Origin of the sequence: Micromonospora sp. NPDC049203, assembly GCF_043197215.1 — a bacterium.
In the GTDB taxonomy this organism is placed as follows: domain Bacteria; phylum Actinomycetota; class Actinomycetes; order Mycobacteriales; family Micromonosporaceae; genus Micromonospora.
Genome location: NZ_JBICSV010000002.1, coordinates 775,954 through 792,445, shown reverse-complemented (window position 1 = coordinate 792,445; position 16,492 = coordinate 775,954). Strand labels below are relative to the sequence as shown.

The window sequence follows — 16,492 nt, the reverse complement described above, 5'->3', positions numbered from 1 at the left end:
CCTACAGGCGGGTGGCGGTGCGGACCAGCGCGGCCAGCGCCCGCGACCGGCTGTGCGGCGGCCACGCGATGACCGTGGTGACCGTCGGGGCGTCCGGCACCGGCACGGCGACCATGTCCGGCCACAGCAACGACCGGCACGACTCCGGCAGCACCACAGCGGTACGCCCGAGCGCCACCAGTTGGAGCAACTGGGAGTGGTCCCGGACCTCGGGGCCCGGCCCGTCGGGGTAGGTGCCGTCGTGCAGCGGCCAGCGCGGCAGCGGCAGGTCGGGCAGCGCCTCGACGTCGGCCATCCGCAGCTGGGCCCGACCGGCCAGCGGGTGCGTCGCCGGTAGCACCATGACCTGCTGTTCGGTCACCAGCTCCTCGGTGTCCAACCCGGTGATCGAGTCGAACGGCAGGTGCAGCAACGCCACGTCGGCCCGCCCGTCGCGCAGCAGCCGTTCCTGCTCGCCGATGCCGGACAGCAGCACCTCCACCCGTACCGAGTCCGGCTCGGCGGCGTACGCGTCGAGCAGTTTCGGCAGCAGCTCGCTCGACGCCCCCGCCTTCGTGACCAGCACCAGCCCGGCGCCGCCGTGCGCGGCCTCGCCGGCACGGCGGGTGCGGCGGTCGGCGGCGTCCACCGCGTCCAGGGCCGCCCGGCCCTCGCGGAGCAGCACCGACCCGGCCGCGGTGAGCGCGACACGGCGGCTGTCCCGTTCCAGCAGCGTCACGCCGAGGCGCCGTTCGAGCTGACGGATCGCCCGCGACAGCGGCGGCTGGGCGATGCCGATGCGGCGCGCGGCGCGGCCGAAGTGCAGTTCCTCGGCGACCGCGACGAAGTAGCGAAGCTCCCGCGTCTCCATCCCGCCACCGTACCGCCGGATCGATACCCGCCGGGTATCGCCCGCTACCGAAGTGGTGTTGGAGGCCCGGCCGCCGCGCGGACAGGATCGAGACCATGAGCGAACGGACGATCGCGCTGGTGACCGGCGCGAACAAGGGAATCGGGTACGAGATCGCGGCCGGCCTGGGGGCGCTCGGCTGGCGGGTGGGCGTCGGCGCCCGGGACGAGCAGCGGCTCGCCGAGGCGGTCGCGAAGCTGCGCGCGGGCGGTGTGGACGCGTTCGGCGTACCGCTGGACGTGACCGACGACGCGAGCGTGACCGCCGCCGCCCGGCTGCTGGAGACGGAGGCCGGCGGTCTGGACGTGCTGGTCAACAACGCGGGCGTGACAGGTGGCGTGCCGCAGCACCCGGGTGACGTCGACCTCGCGACCATCCGGACCGCCGTCGAGGTGAACGTGATCGGGGTGGTCCGGGTGACCGAGGCGATGCTGCCCCTGCTGCGCCGCTCGGCCTCGCCGCGGATCGTCAACATGTCCAGCGGCGTCGGCTCGCTGACCCGGCAGAGCGCCTCCACCGGAGAGGAGCAGACCGGCCCGCTGTCGGTGGCGTACTCGCCGTCGAAGAGCATGCTCAACGCGGTGACCATTCAGTACGCGCGGGCGCTCGCCGGCACGAACATCCTGATCAACGCCGCCTGCCCGGGGTTCACCGCGACCGACCTGAACGGCTTCCGGGGCGTGCGGACGCCGCAGCAGGGCGCGGCGATCGGAATCCGGCTCGCGACGCTGCCGGACGACGGGCCGACCGGCGGCTACTTCGAGGACGCGGGCGTCATCCCGTGGTGAGCGCGGCTCGTCAGCACCACATGACCGGGTTGCCGGTCGCGACCGACGCCGCGCAGAGCCGGCGCAGCGGCTCCACGACGTAGGCGAAGTCGTCGCCCGACCGGCTGCGGGTCCGGACCGCGAGCCGCTCGGGCGGCGGCTCACCGTAATCGCTCACCGGCCGCATCGCCACCACCGTCCGCGTACCGCCGACCGAGAACTCCACCCGGTCGCCGGGTAGCGGCCGCTGCCCGCACCGCACGGCCCGGAACAGCGTCACCGGCGGGTCGGCGCGGTCCTGTACGAAGAAGCCGTCCGGATCGACGCCGGCCTGGAAGCCCGGGCCGTACATGAACACCCCGCGGTAGACCTCGACGTACGGCATGAGCACCCGGCCGGTCGCCTCGTCGACGAGCTCCACCTCGTCGATGACCCGGTCGGTGCGCACGAACGCGTCCAGCTCGGCGAGCGCGACCGCCGCCCGGTCGGCCGGCAGGGGGCCGTCGCCGACGTCCGGCAGCGCGGCGGCGAGCGTCGGGAAGCGATGCTCGCCCGCCGCGCGCAACGCCTGCTGGAACAGGCGTACGCCGGACCAGTTGGACACGTGCTCGTTCACCAGACCCATGGTCTCGTGCGGACAGGCGCTGTCCACCCAGGCGAGGAACGTGTCGTGTGCGGCCTCGTTGCCCTCCCACGGCCGCAACAGCGTGAGCACGCCGTTCTCGTCGTATCCGACCGGCCCGATCGGGCAGGGCGCGGCGAGGCCGTCCTGCCAGCAGCGGCAGGACACGTACGCGTCGAGCCCCACGCCGGCACGCTACCGGTTTCCGGCGGCTCAGGTGATGGCGAGCAGCACGGCCTCTCCGCGCGCCGCCGCGTCGCGGTAGAAGGTGCACAGCGCGGCGAAGTTCGGCAGCAGGTAGCTGTCGAACTCGTCGTCGCCGTCGTCCCAGATGTGCGGGTAGATCTCGGCCTCGGACATGGCCGCCGGGTCGAAGCGGGCCCGCAGCGTCGCGTCGTCCACCGCGTCGAGCCCGGCGGCCACGGTGCGCACGGCGTCGGGCATGAGCAGCCGGGCCGGGCCCATGCCGAGGTCCGGCCCGATCGGGTCGCCGCCGACGATCGCCGGCCCGGCGTCGCCGCGGACCTCGTACGTGGTGCCGTTGAGCAGGTAGTGCAAGCCGTGCCACGCCTTGTCGAGGTCGAGTTCGTCGGGGCCGCCGTCGAGCAGTGTGCCGACCGTCTCCGGGTCGGCCAGCACCGTCGCCAGTTGCTCGCCGGACAGCCGGCGTGCGGTGAACACCATGCCCATGTGGTCGTCTCCCAGGGGTGGTCTGTCGCGATTCGCGGCAGCTTAGCGTGCGCGTCGGACACCCGTGCCATCATCGGCGGGTGGTGAGTGAATCCCGGCATCTCAGCGTCCACATCGACCGTCCGGTGGCGGAGGTCTACGCCTTCGCCGCCGACCCGGCGAACCTGCCCCGCTGGGCGCCGGGCCTCGGCGGCTCGGTGGCCCGGGTCGGCGGTCAGTGGTTCGTGGACACTCCCGAAGGGCGGGCGCGGCTGACGTTCGCTCCCGCGAACGAGTACGGCGTGCTCGACCACGAGGTGCTGACGCCGTCCGGCGAGACGGTGTACGTGCCGCTGCGCGCCATCGCCGACGGCGACGCGACCGAGGTGGTGTTCAGCCTGCGGCGGTCGTCCGGCATGAGCGACGCGGACTTCGACCGGGACACCGCGCTGGTCGAGGCGGACCTGGCCCGGCTCAAGGCCGTGCTGGAGAGCGCCGCCGGCTGATCGGCGCCCGTTGTCGTTCCGGCGTCCCCGTCCGTGCTGCCGCCCGGACGACGACGTCGAGGCCCTCCTCGAACAGCAGGTCGTCGTCCCAACGGGTGTCGTCGAGATGGCCGGAGGCGCTGAGGGTCGGGTAGGTGTCGGCGCTCGCGGCGATGTGGTCGCGGGCTGCGGCTCTCGCGCCCGGGTCCGCGCTCCGGCGCCACGTGGCCTCCGTGAGTGAGGCGCCGATGACGTAGTTGGCCAGCATTCTCGTGGCGACCGCGAGGTGCAGACCGTGACAGCCGCCCCGCACGAGCGCCGACTGCAGGAACTCGGTACGGGCCAGGACGTTGGGCCCGAGCATCGGACGTCCGACCAGCCCGGGCGCCCAAGGATGGCGCAGCATCGCGTCGCGCCATGCCCGGACGAGGACGCGGATGTCCTCCATCCAGTCGTCGCCGGCGTCCGGAATCGGCACGTCGCCGAAGATGCGGTCGACGGCCAGATCCAGGACGTCGTCCTTCGTCTTCACGTGCCAGTAGAGCGCGGTGGCAGTCACGTCGAGTCGCTGGGCGAGGTGGCGCATCGTCAGGCCCTCGACGCCGTGTTCGTCCAGCGTTGTCACCGCGCGTTCCACGATGCGCTCGAGGGTCAGCGGCGGCTTACGCCGCGCCCGCGGCTGCTCTGACCGCAGCCACACCGGTGTCGTCGCCGCACCGGGCTCGGTCGTGGTCATGGAGCCACTCTAGTTCACTGGACAGGTAGCTTAACAACGGTAAGCTGATTGAACAGACGAAAGTCCGGTCTCGACAGTGGGCAAGAAGGGCGTGCCGTGCCCCTGCTGCGGATCCACCTCGACAGCGACCCCACCACCGCCCGCCGCGTCCTCCACCTGCATCGCGAGGGCGGCGTCCATCACGAGTCGCGGGAAGCGGCCCGGGAACAGGTGTGGCGCCAGGGCCGCACCCCGGCCGGTGACCCGGTCTTCGTCGGCATCACCAACGGCCGCCGCAACGTGCGACTGCTCTACGACGTCGAGGTATACTCCGACACCGTTTCGTGAGGACTCGCCGGCACTCACGCCGCGCGGGAATGGGAATTGCGCCTCGAGCTCGGCGGGTTATCGTGAGTGGGAAGGGATTCTGCGGCCCGGTGCGCCGGCATTCGAGTCGGCGAACGCAAATCCGGCGGACGCAATTCGGTGATTCAGTCGCCGATGGCGTCCCGCATTCTTTCCCTGGTCCAGTATTCGGCGGGGTCGGTGGCGCCGGGGCTCGGATTGTGCGTCGCGACCACCGGGCCGGGCGGCGCGGGTCGCCCTGCGTCGCCGTCGCGCGTCGCGAGGACCACGACGGCCGCGGCGACGGCGAGCGCCGCGACGGCGGCCGCGCCGAGCAGCACACGATGGGACATGTCGCCTCCTCCGGGGCCGGGTGCCGGTCCGCCGGGTGCCGGTCCGCCTGGCGCGCCGGGTGGCACACCAGGCGGACCGCCGGTCACCAGGTGTCGTTCGCGTACGTGTTGTAGAGCGTCCCCACCACGGCGGCGGAGAAATACGGCGAGCCGTTCGTGTTCGAGCCGCTCGAGTAGCTCATCACCCCGTGCACGTCACCACGTCTGGTGGTGTTGTCGTAGCTGTAGTACCACGGGCCGCCGCTCGAACCGCCCCCGAAGCCGCAGTTCATCTCGATCCGGTTGCTGCCCGCGTCCCTCGACGTGCCCGAGCAGACCCACTGGATCTCGCCGCTGTCCTTGTTGCTCGGGTAGCCGAAGATGTCGTAGTGGTACTCCCGGCCACCGCCGGTGAGCAGCCCGTTCGCGCCGACCGCGTCCACGATCGACCGGCTGCCGTAGACGAGCGCGACGGCCACGTCGTACTGCCGCTCACGCGTGCTGATCCAGCCGCTGGGCACCGCGAGCGTGGACCAGTCCCAGGTGCCGTACGGCTGCGCGCCGTTGCGGTACGACGGCACGAACATCCAGTTCGCGGTGTGCCAGTCCCGGCCCGGCCCGTCGTGCACGCAGTGCGCGGCGGTGAAGACCATGTTGCGCGCCGGGCTGTTCACCACGCTCGCCGAGCAGTAGTGGCCCAGGCCGTCGGTGGAGCTGGTGTAGAAGATCTTCCCCACCGTGATCGACTCGTTGAGCTGGGTGCCGAAGCCGCTGCCGTCCTTCGGCGCCACCGCCTCCGCGAAGCGCCGCACCCGCTCCGCCGCAGGGCTCTGGGTGACCGGGCCGGCGGGCTTCTCCACCTCGTCGGCGGGAGTGGCCGCCGCCATGCGCTCGGCCGTCCAGTAGGCCCTGGCCTGCGAGGACGACCCCGCCTTTCGCTCGATCGACGTGACAGCGGCCGGAGCGGCCGTGCCTGCGGCGGTGCCGGTGCCGGCCACTGCCGGCGTGCCGGCGAGGATCGCCGGCAGGATCAGGGCCGGCAGGGCCAGAAGTCTGATCGTCGTCTTCATGAAATCCTTCCCAGTGTTCGATTCTCGGATCGAAACTGGAGCGCCCCGTTGTTCATCGCGATGTCGGCAACGTATCGACGGAATTCGGAGCGTGTCAACGAATCATGGGCGTCGATTGTTTGCAGTGTCGGATGTGCGATCGGGGGCGAGGGGCATCATCGAATTGCAATTTCGACATAATCGCGGTTACCGCCTGCGGGCGGGTGCGGGGTCGCGGATTCGCCACGGAGGCGGCGGCCGCGTGTCGCGACCACGCGCGCGACCGGCTGGGCGTCGACCGCCTCGTCGCGATCATCCACCCGGACAACACGCCCTCCAAGCGGGTCGCGGAGCGGATCGGGTTGAGCTTCGAGCGTGCGACCACGTCCGAATCGGGGGATCCGGCGCACGTGTACGCCGCGCGCCTGGCCTGACCGGGCTCAGCGGCGAGTCGACGTCACGAACCGGGTGCACGCGGCCGGGGTGAAGGTATGCGTCGATCTCGGCGACTCGCTGAAGTGCGCGGCGGACTTCCGGGACAACAACTACACCTCGTAGCCGACAGAACCGCTCCTCGCACCTCCCGTGCGAGGACGCGAACAGCGCAAAAGCCGCCCGGAGGAATCCCTCCGGGCGGCTTCGCCGCCGCGGGGTCAGGGACCACGGCGTGGTCCCTGACCCCGCGGGTTCAGCTCGCGATCATGCGGCGCAGCACGTACTGCAGGATGCCGCCGTGCCGGTAGTAGTCCGCCTCACCCGGGGTGTCGATGCGGACCACGGCGTCGAACTCCACGCCGCTGTCGGTGGTGACCTTGACGGTGCGCGGGGTGTCGCCGTCGTTCAGTGCGGTGACGCCGCTGATCGAGAACGTCTCCGTGCCGGTCAGGCCCAGCGACTCGGCGGTCTCGCCGCCCGGGAACTGCAGCGGCAGCACGCCCATGCCGATCAGGTTCGAGCGGTGGATCCGCTCGTACGACTCGGCGATGACCGCCTTCACGCCCAGCAGCATCGTGCCCTTTGCCGCCCAGTCGCGCGACGAACCCGAGCCGTACTCCTTGCCTGCCAGGATGACCAGCGGGACGCCCGCCTCCTGGTAGGCCATCGAGGCGTCGTAGATCGAGGTCTGCTCGCCGGTCAGGTGGTTGACCGTGAAGCCGCCCTCGACACCCGGGACGAGCTGGTTGCGCAGCCGGATGTTGGCGAACGTGCCCCGGATCATCACCTCGTGGTTGCCCCGGCGGGAGCCGTACGAGTTGAACTCGTGCCGGGCCACGCCGTGCTCGGCCAGGTACTTGCCGGCGGGGGAGTCCGCCTTGATCGAACCGGCCGGGGAGATGTGGTCGGTGGTCACCGAGTCACCCAGCTTGGCCAGCACCCGCGCGTCGGCGATGTCCTGCACCGGGGTCGGCTCCTGCCGCATGCCCTCGAAGTACGGGGGCTTGCGCACGTACGTCGACTCGCCTTCCCAGGAGAACGTGTCACCGGTCGGGGTCGGCAGCGACTGCCAGCGCTCGTCACCGGCGAACACGTCGGCGTACGCGGCGCTGAAGCCGGTCGCGCCGATCGCCGAGGCGATGACGTCCTGGATCTCGGCGCTGTTCGGCCAGATCTCGCGCAGGAACACCGGGTTGCCCTGGGAGTCCTCACCGATCGGCTCGTTCGCCAGGTCGATGTCCATGGTGCCGGCCAGCGCGTACGCGACCACCAGCGGCGGGGACGCCAGGTAGTTCATCTTGACGTCCGGGTTGATCCGGCCCTCGAAGTTCCGGTTGCCGGACAGCACCGACACGACGGCCAGGTCACCGTCGTTGACGGCGGCGGAGACCTCCTCCGGCAGCGGGCCGGAGTTGCCGATGCAGGTGGTGCAGCCGTAGCCGACCAGGTTGAAGCCGAGCTTCTCCAGGTACGGCGTGAGGCCGGCGCGGTCGTAGTAGTCCATGACGACCTTCGAGCCCGGCGCCAGGGTGGTCTTCACCCACGGCTTGCGGGCCAGGCCCTTCTCCACCGCGTTGCGGGCCAGCAGCGCGGCACCGATCATGACCTGCGGGTTCGAGGTGTTGGTGCAGGAGGTGATCGCGGCGATCACCACGGCGCCGTGGTCCAGTTCGTACTCGACGCCGTCGGCGCCGGTCACGCGTACCGGATTGCTGGCCCGGCCGCCCGCGCCGACCGCGGCGGTCTCCAGGTCGCGCGGCGCGTCCGCCGGGTCGTTCACGCCGTTGGCGGGGGAGTCGCTGGCCGGGAAGGACTCGGCCGACGCCTCGTCGGCCGGGCCGTCGGCGCCGAACGGCTTCTCCTGCTGCGGCACGCCCGGCTTGCGGCCCGGGTCGCCGCCGGTCTCGTCGGCTGCCACGTAGTCGCTGAGCGCGGCGCGGAACAGCGTCTTGGCGCTGCCCAGCGGCACCCGGTCCTGCGGGCGCTTCGGGCCGGCCAGCGACGGCTCGATGGTGCCGAGGTCCAGCTCCAGGCGCTCGGAGTACTCCGGCTCGCGCTCCGGGTCGTGCCAGAGGCCCTGCTCCTTGGCGTACGCCTCGACCAGCGCGACCTGCTGTGCGTCGCGGCCGGTCAGCTCCAGGTAGCGGATGGTCTCGGCGTCGATCGGGAAGATCGCCACGGTCGAGCCGTACTCCGGCGACATGTTGCCGATGGTGGCGCGGTTCGCCAGCGGCACGGCGCTCACGCCCGGGCCGTAGAACTCGACGAACTTGCCGACCACGCCGTGCTTGCGCAGCATCTCGGTGATGGTCAGCACCAGGTCGGTGGCGGTGGTGCCGGCCGGCATCTCACCGGAGAGCTTGAAGCCGACCACGCGGGGGATCAGCATGCTGACCGGCTGGCCGAGCATCGCGGCCTCGGCCTCGATGCCGCCGACGCCCCAGCCCAGCACGCCCAGGCCGTTGACCATGGTGGTGTGCGAGTCGGTGCCGACGACCGTGTCCGGGTACGCCTGGCCGTTGCGCTCCATGATCGTACGGGCCAGGTACTCGATGTTGACCTGGTGCACGATGCCGGTGCCCGGCGGGACGACCTTGAACTCGTTGAACGCGGTCTGGCCCCAGCGCAGGAACTGGTAGCGCTCCTTGTTGCGCTCGTACTCCAGCTCGACGTTGCGCTCGAAGGCGTCCTCGCGGCCGAACAGGTCGGCGATGACCGAGTGGTCGATGACCAGCTCGGCCGGGGCCAGCGGGTTGACCTTTGTGGCGTCGCCGCCCAGGTCACGGACCGCCTCGCGCATGGTGGCCAGGTCGACCACGCAGGGCACGCCGGTGAAGTCCTGCATCAGCACCCGGGCCGGGGTGAACTGGATCTCCACGCTCGGGTCGGCGGTGGCGTCCCACGCGCCGAGCTGCTGGATGTGGTCGGCGGTGATGTTCGCGCCGTCCTCGGTCCGCAGCAGGTTCTCCAGCAGGATCTTCAAGCTGTAGGGCAGCCGCTCGTGGCCCTCCACCTTGTCGATCCTGAAAATCTCGTAGCTCGCGTCTCCGACGCGTAGCTGGGTCTTCGCACCGAAGGTGTCGAGGCTCGCCACGTCGTACTCCTTCACACCAGCGACCGTGAGTAGTCCTGAGCAGTTTGTCGCACCGACCGGGGCGCTGCCCTGCTTAGGCAACACTTACCTGCGTCGGTCTCTACAAAACCGTACGTCCGTCTTGCTATTCACGCAACCTCGTGCCACGCTGCGGGACGAGGAGGTGCCACCATGATCCATCACGTCCTGCTCGCCTGCCCCCGCGGCTCCGAGGACGCGTCCCGCTCCTTCTACACCGGCCTGCTCGGCCTCACCGAGAAGCCCAAACCCCCGGCCCTCGCCGCCCGCGGTGGTTGCTGGTTCACCGGGTACGACGCCGAACTGCACCTGGGCGTCGAGGACGACTTCCGTCCCGCCCGCAAGGCGCACCCCGCGCTCGTGCGCACCGACCTGGACGAGCTGGCCGCCCGCCTGGACGCCGCCGGGCACACCGTGACCTGGGGCGACGACGAGATTCCCGGCATGCGGCGGTTCCACACGTACGACCCGCACGGCAACCGGCTGGAGTTCCTGGCCCCCGCGGGCTGACCCGGCGCGGGTAGGGTCGACTGGTGGTCGACGTTCAGCACTGGCTCGCCGCGCTCCCGCCGGCCCTGATCTGCCTGCTCGTGGGCGGCGTGATCGGCGTGGAGAGCATGGGTATCCCGCTCCCCGGCGAGATCGTGCTGGTCAGCGCCGCTCTGCTCGCCGCCACCGGCGCGGTCGGGCCCGAGTGGGTGGCCGTCGCCGCGGCCACCGGCGCCATCGTCGGCGACTCCATCGGGTACGCGGTGGGCCGGCGCGGTGGTCGTCCCCTGCTGGAACGGCTCGGCCGGCGCTTCCCGAAACACCTCGGCCCGGCACACCTGGCCCGCGCCGAGCTGAGCTTCGCCCGGCACGGCGTCTGGGCCGTGTTCTTCGGGCGGTTCGTCGCGCTGCTGCGCATCCTCGCCGGGCCGCTCGCCGGGGCGCTGCGCGTGCCGTACCGCCGGTTCCTGGTCGCGAACGCGGCAGGCGGGCTGGTCTGGGCGTTCGGCACCACCTACCTGTTGTTCTACGTCGGGCAGGCCGCCGAGCACTGGCTCAAGGACATCTCCTGGGCCGGGCTGGTGCTGGCGGTGCTGGCTGGCGTGGCCAGCACCGCGTGGCTGCGCCGCCGCGCCAAGCGCCTGGAGCCGGTGGAGACCCCCGAGGAGCCCACCCCCCTCCGCGCAGCCGACCGCTGACCCACCCCGCCCCCCTCCCGCCCTCGCCCCCCAGGGGGGTGCCCTTCCCGGTTGATCAAGGAGTTCGCGTCCTGCGGCGGCTCTCGCAGTGACCCAAACTCCTTGATTACCGATGGCGATGAGGGCGGGAGACAGGGGAGGAGAGCGGGATGGAGCGCGGGCGGGGCCCGGCCGGTCGGAGTGCGCCGGGTGGCGCGGGGTGCGCGCGATCCCTGACGCCGACCGATCGCCTACCCCCGTCCCTGCCCTTGCCCTCCGCCCTCCCCCGCCCTCGGCCCGGTGATCATGAAGTTGGCGGCGACAAATCAGACAGAGACCGCAGTCAACTTCATGATCACCGAGGCAGGGCGGTGAGTCGGTGGAGATCTTGGTACGAAACGGCCCTCCCGGGGGCTCTCAGAGGGGCCGTTTCGTACCAAGATCTTGTGCGGCCTGCGCTTGGGGACGGGGACGGGGGCGGGGTGGGGTCAGGGGGCGGTGAGGAGGGTCAGCAGGGTGTCTCGGGCGGTGCGGACGGCGGCGCGGGACTCCTCTGTGTGATCGAGCGCGTCGAAGCCGTGCTGCCCGTTCGGCACGTCCACCACGTGCAGCGGGATGCCGCGCCGCCGCGCGACTGCGGTGAACGCCTCGATGGTGGGGGCGACCTCGGGCCGCTCCCGCCCGGCCCGGGTCAGCACGAGCGCCGGCCGCGTCGCGCCCTCCGCCGATCGCGCCGCGCCCTCCGCCGGCCGCGCCGCGCCCTCCGCCCGTGCGGCGTCGACGACCGCGTCGGCGGGCGGGTCGAGGGCGTCGATCGGGCGGAAGCGCGGGTCGACCGGCGGCCATCCGGGCAGCGGGGCCAGCAGCGGATAGGTCGCGGCCACGCCGCGCAGCCAGGCGGGCGGGTCGCGGAGCCAGTCACCGAGCAGCAGGCCGGCGCCGGAGAAGAACCAGAGGCCGAGCCGGTCGGGATCGACGCGCGGATCGGCGCGGAGCTGCGCGGCGGCGTCGGCCACCCGCGCGGCGACCGCGTACATGTCGTCCGGGCTCGCCACGGTGAGCCGGGGGATCGCGGCCAGCACGCCGGCCTCGGCGAGCAACGCGCCGTAACCCCGGTAGAGCGGCCAGTCCCGCGCGTCGGGGGCGTCGGGCGGGCCCGGTACGCCGTGCACGACGACCACCGCGGGATGCCGGCCGTCGCCGGTGGGCACGTGCAGGTCGACGTCGCCGTGCCGCTCCACGGCGGCCGGTGGGGGATCGAGGACGAACGGACTCTCCCAGAAAACGGTCTCCATCGTTGCGATGGTAGGAGAATCCGACCGTCCGATCAGGACGAGGAGGCCTTGGCGTGCCGCTCGCGCAGCCGGTCCCGGATCTCCTCCGGCGTGTACGCCCGGCGTCGCCGTTCCGCCCGGGCCACCACCACTCCGGTCGCCGCGACGCCGGCGAGACCCGCGAGACCGAGTACCTTCCACCACCGCATCCGTTGCCGCATCCGCATAGGGTAGTCCTCCATGAGCATCAGCCTGGACGAGGCCGTGGAGCTGACCCGCACCGGCGATCTGTGGGTGTTCCGCGGACGCAGCGTGCCCGACCGGGCCATCCAGTTCACCACGAACAGCCCGGTGAACCACGTGGGCATGGCCGTGGTGCTCGACGACATGCCGCCGCTGATGTGGCACGCCGAGCTGGGCCGAACGCTGCCGGACATGTGGACCGGCACCCACCAGCGCGGGGTGCAGTTGCACGACCTGCGGGACGCGGTCTGCGTCTGGGCCAACCGGTACGGCCAGCGGGGCTGGCTGCGCCAGCTCGAACCGCCGGCCGACACCGCGATGGAGGAGGCGGTGCTGCGTACCGTGGCACGGCTGGACGGGACGCCGTTCCCGTCCACCGCGCAGCTCGCCTGGCGGTGGGCCCGGGGCCGGCTGCCGGATCCGCGCCGCCTGAACCTCGGTGCCGTCACGGGAAGGATCGGCGACCGGGGCCGCACCGGTGACGGAGGCGGAAGTGTGGACGGGGGCGAGACCGCGGACGGGGGTAGGAACAGCGACAACGCGCTGGAGACGGCGTACTGCGCCGAGGTGGTGGCGGTGACCTACGAGGCGATGGGTCTGCTGCCCGCCGGCCGGCGGCCCAACTGGTACGACCCGGGCCGGTTCTGGAGCGGCGACGACCTGGGCCTCAGCGGCGGCGCGCACCTCGGCGCCGAGATCGAGGTGCGGGTCCCGTCGCGCTGAGGAAGGTTTGCCGCCGGCGCGGGCCGGTAATGAGGAGCGTCGTGACGGCTTCCACCGACCTCGACACGCTCACCGACTTCTTCGACCGGTACGGCGTGGCGCTGACCACCGCCGACGTGCCGGCCATCGCCGGCTGCTACGCCCTGCCCGGGCTGGTGGTCGCCGACACCTACAGCTTCTCGTTCACCTCGCCCGCGGCGGTGGCACTCAGCTTCGTCGGCGCCGCCCCCGACTACCAGGAGCGGGAACTCGTCGCCGCCAACGCGCAGATCGAGGACGTACAGCAGATCTCGGCGCTGCTCACCGAGGTGGCGGTGCGCTGGGAGTTCCTGGACAGCCAGGGCGGCGCGGTGCCCGGCGAGCGCTACCGCTACCTGCTGCGGGCCACCGACGACGGCCCGATGATCTGCACCGTCATCCGTACCGCCTGATCGTGCCGCTGTGGCGGCCGGCCGCGCGGGCCGGCCGCCACAGCGGTGTCAGCGGTGGTGGGCGCCGGCCCAGCGCTCGGCCTCGGGGGCCGGGTGCAGGCCGGGCTCGTGCAGGCCCTCCTCGGTGACCTGGCCGATCCGGCGGTACGTCTCCGGCCGGCTGGTGCGCAGCACCACGCCCCACAGCAGGCCGAGCACGCCCGCCGCCACCGGGATCGCCGGCAGCAGCCACTTCAGGTAGCTCGCGGTGTCGGGGGCGAGCAGCGCGTCGAAGTTGAACAGCAGCACCAGCAGCACGGCGGTGAGCAGGATCGTGCCGAGCGCCGGAGCGATCGACCGCTGCCACGCGCTCTCCGGGCCGGGACGGCCGCGGAAGAAGCCGACGACGGCGGCCGAGGTGAGCGTCATCAGCAGCACGACACCCACAGCGGCCGCGCCGGACAGCCAGGTGAACAGGTCGATGACCGGGTCACGGCCGGTCATCGCGAACGCCAGGAACACCACCACCGCCAGGACGCTCTGGACCACCGAGCCCGCGACCGGCGCGCCGCTGCGGCTGGAGGTGGCGCCGAGGAAGCGCGGCAGGACCCGCTCCCGGCCGAGCGCGAACAGGTAGCGCGCCACGCCGTTGTGGAACGACAGCAGGGCGGCCAGCACGCTGGTGATGAACAGGACGTTGGCGATGTCCGCGACGACGGCGCCGGTGTACTGGTCGAGCGCGCCGAAGATGATGCCCGGACCGGCCTCGGCGCTCGCCGCCGGTGCGTTCTCCGGGCCGGTGAGCACTGTGAGCGCCCAGGCGGAGAAGGCGTAGAACAGGCCGGTGAACGCGACAGCGATGTAGGTGGCCCGGGCCACGGTGCGCCGCGGGTCCTTGACCTCCTCGCTGTAGATGGCGCCGCTCTCGAATCCGGTGAAGGAGGCGATGGTGAACGCGAGCACCGCGCCGAAGCCGGCGCCGAACAGGTGGCCGGGGCTGATGCCCGCGGTGGTCACGGCACCGCCGTCCGGGTTGGCGAAGGCCACCAGGTCGAAGATCAGCACGGCCACGCACTCGAGGATGAGCAGCACCGCGAGCACCGTGGCGTTGAGGTCGATGCGCAGCACACCGAGCGCGCCGATGAACACCCAGGCCAGCAGCGCCCAGACCCACCAGTCGAGGCTGATGCCGGTCTTGGCGTCCATGAAGTCGCCCAGGATCGCGCCGAGCAGGCCGTACAGACCGATCTGGATCGCGTTGTACGCGGCCAGCGCGACCGCCGAGCCGGCCACCCCGCCGGCCCGGCCGAGGCCGTTGGCGATGTACGCGTAGAACGCGCCCGCGTTGGCGACGTACCGGCTCATCGCGGCGTAGCCGGTGGCGAAGACGGCGAGCACGGCGGCGAGCAGCACGTATCCGAGCGCGGCGCCGATGTTGCCGCTGACCGCGTACATGGTGGTCACACCACCGCCGAGAACGGTCAGCGGGGCGGACGCCGCGACGGTGAAGAAGACGAGGTGAGCGGTGCCGAGACGACCGCGGCGCAGCCCACCGTCGGAGAAGAACGGATCGGAGGACAAGGCTTCTCCAGGGGAGGGGGTAAGGGGATTGAGGTGTCTACTTCGGAACAACCTGAAGCAGGGTATTGGTGATCACGTATTGTGACAACCCCGCTTCGATATCGATTGGGGTGCGCGTGATCCGGCGGAATTGAGCTGTGCGTGGTCATGCCGTACCGTCCCGTGTCGACGATCACGGCCACCGTTCGAGGATGGACCATGACCTACCCCGGGGCGCAGGCCACTTACCGGCTTGCGGATGCGCTGTTCCTTATCGGACATGACGAGTTCACCGGCAAGCCACACGTCGCCGTCGACCGGCTGGAGTGCGGGCTGGCCGGCGCCGCGCTCGCCGAGCTGATGTTCGAGGGCCGGATCGCCCTCGACGGAGGGGGGATCGCCGCGGTGGATCCGCGGCTGTGGCAGGAGCCGCTCACCGACCTGCTGATAACCGAGATCCTGCGCCGCGAGGGAGCGCATCCGGCCCGGCTGTGGATCCGCTACCTGCGGACCCAGCTCAACATCAACGAACGGGTGGGCACCCGGCTGGTCACCGCCGGCGTGCTCCGCCGCGAGCAGGGCAAGCTGATCGGCCGCGCGGTGCGCTGGCCGGCCAACGACCCGAACCAGGCGGCCTCACCGCGGGTGCGGCTGACCGCGATGCTGATGCACTCGTCCCCGGCCGAGCTGGACCCGGGCACGCTGCTGCTGGCGACGCTCGCCGAGGCGGTCGGGCTGGCCGCGCACATCTTCGACCCGCAGGTGGCCACGCGGATGCGCGACTGCCGCCGGTTCCTGCCGGCGCAGCTCGACGGGCTGCTGGCCGCCGTCGTGGGCGCGCTCGACGTCAGCACCACCACGGTACGGCGATGACGTCCCGCCCCGGGCCGAGCCGGGGCGGGACGGCACCGGTCAGGCCGGGTCGCGCCACATCGGGTAGAGGCTGGGGCCCTCCGGCAGGTCGAGCGTGACCGGGCGGCGCCGGAACCCGAGCCGCTCGTAGAGCGCGGCGTTGCGCGGCGAACTGGCCTCCAGGTACGCCGCCGTGCCGGCCTGATCCAGCTCGGCCAGCCTGTTACGCAGCAGTGCCGACCCGACGCCCTTGCCGTGATGGTCCGGGTGCACGCCGATGAAGGGCAGGTACCAGTGCGGCTCACCCGGGTGCCGGGCGCTCATCATCTCGTCCAGCACGGCGAACCGCTTCATGGCCTCCGCGCCGATCGCGGCCTCCATCCCGTCGAACTCGCCGCTGTCCTCGGCGTCGTGGCCCTCGCCGGTGGGCAGCCACAGCGTGGCCCCCAGCCCGTCACCGGCGACGTACACCTCACCGGTGCGCAGCGCCAGCGCGACGAACGGTCCGAAGAAGGCGGCATGGACCCGCGCGCGGTGGTCGTCGTCGGGGAAGACCCAGCCGCTCACCGGATCCCGCATGAACGCCTCGGCGAGAATCGCTGTCACGGCGGCGGCGTCGGCCGCGGACGCCCGCCGGATACTGCCCTGCCACTCAGTCACTGGCCAACCGTCCTACCGGCTCGACGAGCCATTGTGGTCATTGATCGGCGTGCAAGGTATCAGGTGTGCGGTGCCGTGCGGCAGGGCTCGACAGCGATGCTCGCCGCGACCCGGTCCGGGTGGCTACTCTGGCCCGGACCCCGACAGGAGGACCATGTCCCGCACGCGTCGTCCCGGACCGCAG

The 16,492-nt window shown here is 71.8% G+C and carries 20 protein-coding genes; 9 read left to right on the top strand and 11 right to left on the bottom strand.

Features of this window, described 5'->3' with window-relative positions:
• Position 1 precedes the first annotated feature (1 nt).
• The gene (locus ACGFIA_RS07985) at positions 2-850 is read right to left on the bottom strand and encodes a LysR family transcriptional regulator (protein WP_357381099.1); all 849 of its coding nucleotides are present in this window, start codon (positions 848-850) and stop codon (positions 2-4) included.
• Between the two features lie 95 nt (positions 851-945).
• Here ACGFIA_RS07985 and ACGFIA_RS07980 point away from each other — a divergent pair, with 95 nt between their 5' ends.
• Positions 946-1,677 carry an SDR family oxidoreductase gene (locus ACGFIA_RS07980; RefSeq protein WP_357381101.1) on the top strand — a complete coding sequence of 244 codons (732 nt, stop codon included), beginning with the start codon at positions 946-948 and terminating at the stop codon, positions 1,675-1,677.
• A gap of 10 nt (positions 1,678-1,687) precedes the next feature.
• Here ACGFIA_RS07980 and ACGFIA_RS07975 read toward each other — a convergent pair whose 3' ends face one another.
• Together ACGFIA_RS07975 and ACGFIA_RS07970 are read right to left on the bottom strand one after the other, a co-directional pair.
• Entirely contained in the window at positions 1,688-2,464 is a 777-nt protein-coding gene (locus ACGFIA_RS07975; protein ID WP_357381103.1) for a hypothetical protein, read from the bottom strand.
• Positions 2,465-2,491: 27 nt separating this feature from the next.
• Positions 2,492-2,968 (bottom strand): YfbM family protein, encoded by a 477-nt coding sequence (locus ACGFIA_RS07970; protein ID WP_357381105.1) that lies wholly within the window; start codon positions 2,966-2,968, stop codon positions 2,492-2,494.
• An 80-nt stretch (positions 2,969-3,048) separates the two neighbouring features.
• Here ACGFIA_RS07970 and ACGFIA_RS07965 point away from each other — a divergent pair, with 80 nt between their 5' ends.
• Positions 3,049-3,453: an SRPBCC family protein gene (locus ACGFIA_RS07965; RefSeq protein ID WP_357381107.1), complete on the top strand. Its 405-nt coding sequence runs from the start codon at positions 3,049-3,051 to the stop codon at positions 3,451-3,453.
• Here ACGFIA_RS07965 and ACGFIA_RS07960 read toward each other — a convergent pair.
• A complete protein-coding gene (locus tag ACGFIA_RS07960) occupies positions 3,422-4,168 on the bottom strand; it encodes a TetR/AcrR family transcriptional regulator C-terminal domain-containing protein (RefSeq protein WP_357381109.1) in 747 nt (248 codons plus the stop codon). The genes ACGFIA_RS07965 and ACGFIA_RS07960 overlap by 32 nt on opposite strands.
• Before the next feature lie 96 nt (positions 4,169-4,264).
• Here ACGFIA_RS07960 and ACGFIA_RS07955 point away from each other — a divergent pair, with 96 nt between their 5' ends.
• Positions 4,265-4,495 carry a hypothetical protein gene (locus tag ACGFIA_RS07955; RefSeq protein ID WP_357381111.1) on the top strand — a complete coding sequence of 77 codons (231 nt, stop codon included), beginning with the start codon at positions 4,265-4,267 and terminating at the stop codon, positions 4,493-4,495.
• Positions 4,496-4,638: 143 nt separating this feature from the next.
• On the opposite strand, the gene ACGFIA_RS07950 is transcribed toward ACGFIA_RS07955, so the two are convergent.
• Positions 4,639-4,845, bottom strand: a complete 207-nt coding sequence (locus tag ACGFIA_RS07950; protein WP_357381113.1) for a hypothetical protein — start codon at positions 4,843-4,845, stop codon at positions 4,639-4,641.
• A gap of 83 nt (positions 4,846-4,928) precedes the next feature.
• Positions 4,929-5,894: a trypsin-like serine peptidase gene (locus ACGFIA_RS07945; protein WP_393259159.1), complete on the bottom strand. Its 966-nt coding sequence runs from the start codon at positions 5,892-5,894 to the stop codon at positions 4,929-4,931.
• A gap of 203 nt (positions 5,895-6,097) precedes the next feature.
• Between ACGFIA_RS07945 and ACGFIA_RS07940 the strand changes: the two genes are divergently transcribed.
• On the top strand, positions 6,098-6,307 hold the full coding sequence (locus ACGFIA_RS07940) for a GNAT family N-acetyltransferase (protein WP_357381117.1): 210 nt from the start codon (positions 6,098-6,100) through the stop codon (positions 6,305-6,307).
• A 254-nt stretch (positions 6,308-6,561) separates the two neighbouring features.
• Here ACGFIA_RS07940 and ACGFIA_RS07935 read toward each other — a convergent pair whose 3' ends face one another.
• Positions 6,562-9,417 (bottom strand): aconitate hydratase, encoded by a 2,856-nt coding sequence (locus ACGFIA_RS07935; protein WP_393259156.1) that lies wholly within the window; start codon positions 9,415-9,417, stop codon positions 6,562-6,564.
• 156 nt (positions 9,418-9,573) lie between these two features.
• Between ACGFIA_RS07935 and ACGFIA_RS07930 the strand changes: the two genes are divergently transcribed.
• Together ACGFIA_RS07930 and ACGFIA_RS07925 are read left to right on the top strand one after the other, a co-directional pair.
• A complete protein-coding gene (locus tag ACGFIA_RS07930) occupies positions 9,574-9,930 on the top strand; it encodes a VOC family protein (protein ID WP_357472599.1) in 357 nt (118 codons plus the stop codon).
• A gap of 23 nt (positions 9,931-9,953) precedes the next feature.
• Positions 9,954-10,607 (top strand): DedA family protein, encoded by a 654-nt coding sequence (locus ACGFIA_RS07925; protein WP_393259154.1) that lies wholly within the window; start codon positions 9,954-9,956, stop codon positions 10,605-10,607.
• A 467-nt stretch (positions 10,608-11,074) separates the two neighbouring features.
• Here ACGFIA_RS07925 and ACGFIA_RS07920 read toward each other — a convergent pair whose 3' ends face one another.
• Together ACGFIA_RS07920 and ACGFIA_RS07915 are read right to left on the bottom strand one after the other, a co-directional pair.
• Positions 11,075-11,881: a hypothetical protein gene (locus ACGFIA_RS07920; protein WP_393259152.1), complete on the bottom strand. Its 807-nt coding sequence runs from the start codon at positions 11,879-11,881 to the stop codon at positions 11,075-11,077.
• A 32-nt stretch (positions 11,882-11,913) separates the two neighbouring features.
• Positions 11,914-12,102: a hypothetical protein gene (locus ACGFIA_RS07915; protein WP_141708223.1), complete on the bottom strand. Its 189-nt coding sequence runs from the start codon at positions 12,100-12,102 to the stop codon at positions 11,914-11,916.
• Between ACGFIA_RS07915 and ACGFIA_RS07910 the strand changes: the two genes are divergently transcribed.
• Together ACGFIA_RS07910 and ACGFIA_RS07905 are read left to right on the top strand one after the other, a co-directional pair.
• Complete coding sequence (locus tag ACGFIA_RS07910) at positions 12,101-12,826, top strand: hypothetical protein (protein WP_357381128.1); 726 nt, start codon at positions 12,101-12,103, stop codon at positions 12,824-12,826. The genes ACGFIA_RS07915 and ACGFIA_RS07910 overlap by 2 nt on opposite strands.
• 41 nt (positions 12,827-12,867) lie before the next feature.
• Positions 12,868-13,257, top strand: a complete 390-nt coding sequence (locus ACGFIA_RS07905; protein ID WP_357381130.1) for a hypothetical protein — start codon at positions 12,868-12,870, stop codon at positions 13,255-13,257.
• Positions 13,258-13,305: 48 nt separating this feature from the next.
• On the opposite strand, the gene ACGFIA_RS07900 is transcribed toward ACGFIA_RS07905, so the two are convergent.
• Positions 13,306-14,817, bottom strand: a complete 1,512-nt coding sequence (locus ACGFIA_RS07900) for an APC family permease (protein WP_357381132.1) — start codon at positions 14,815-14,817, stop codon at positions 13,306-13,308.
• A 198-nt stretch (positions 14,818-15,015) separates the two neighbouring features.
• On the opposite strand from ACGFIA_RS07900, the gene ACGFIA_RS07895 reads away from it, so the two are divergent.
• Positions 15,016-15,669: a GPP34 family phosphoprotein gene (locus ACGFIA_RS07895; protein ID WP_357381134.1), complete on the top strand. Its 654-nt coding sequence runs from the start codon at positions 15,016-15,018 to the stop codon at positions 15,667-15,669.
• A 39-nt stretch (positions 15,670-15,708) separates the two neighbouring features.
• Here ACGFIA_RS07895 and ACGFIA_RS07890 read toward each other — a convergent pair whose 3' ends face one another.
• On the bottom strand, positions 15,709-16,308 hold the full coding sequence (locus ACGFIA_RS07890) for a GNAT family N-acetyltransferase (RefSeq protein ID WP_357381136.1): 600 nt from the start codon (positions 16,306-16,308) through the stop codon (positions 15,709-15,711).
• Between the last annotated feature and the right edge of the window lie 184 nt (positions 16,309-16,492).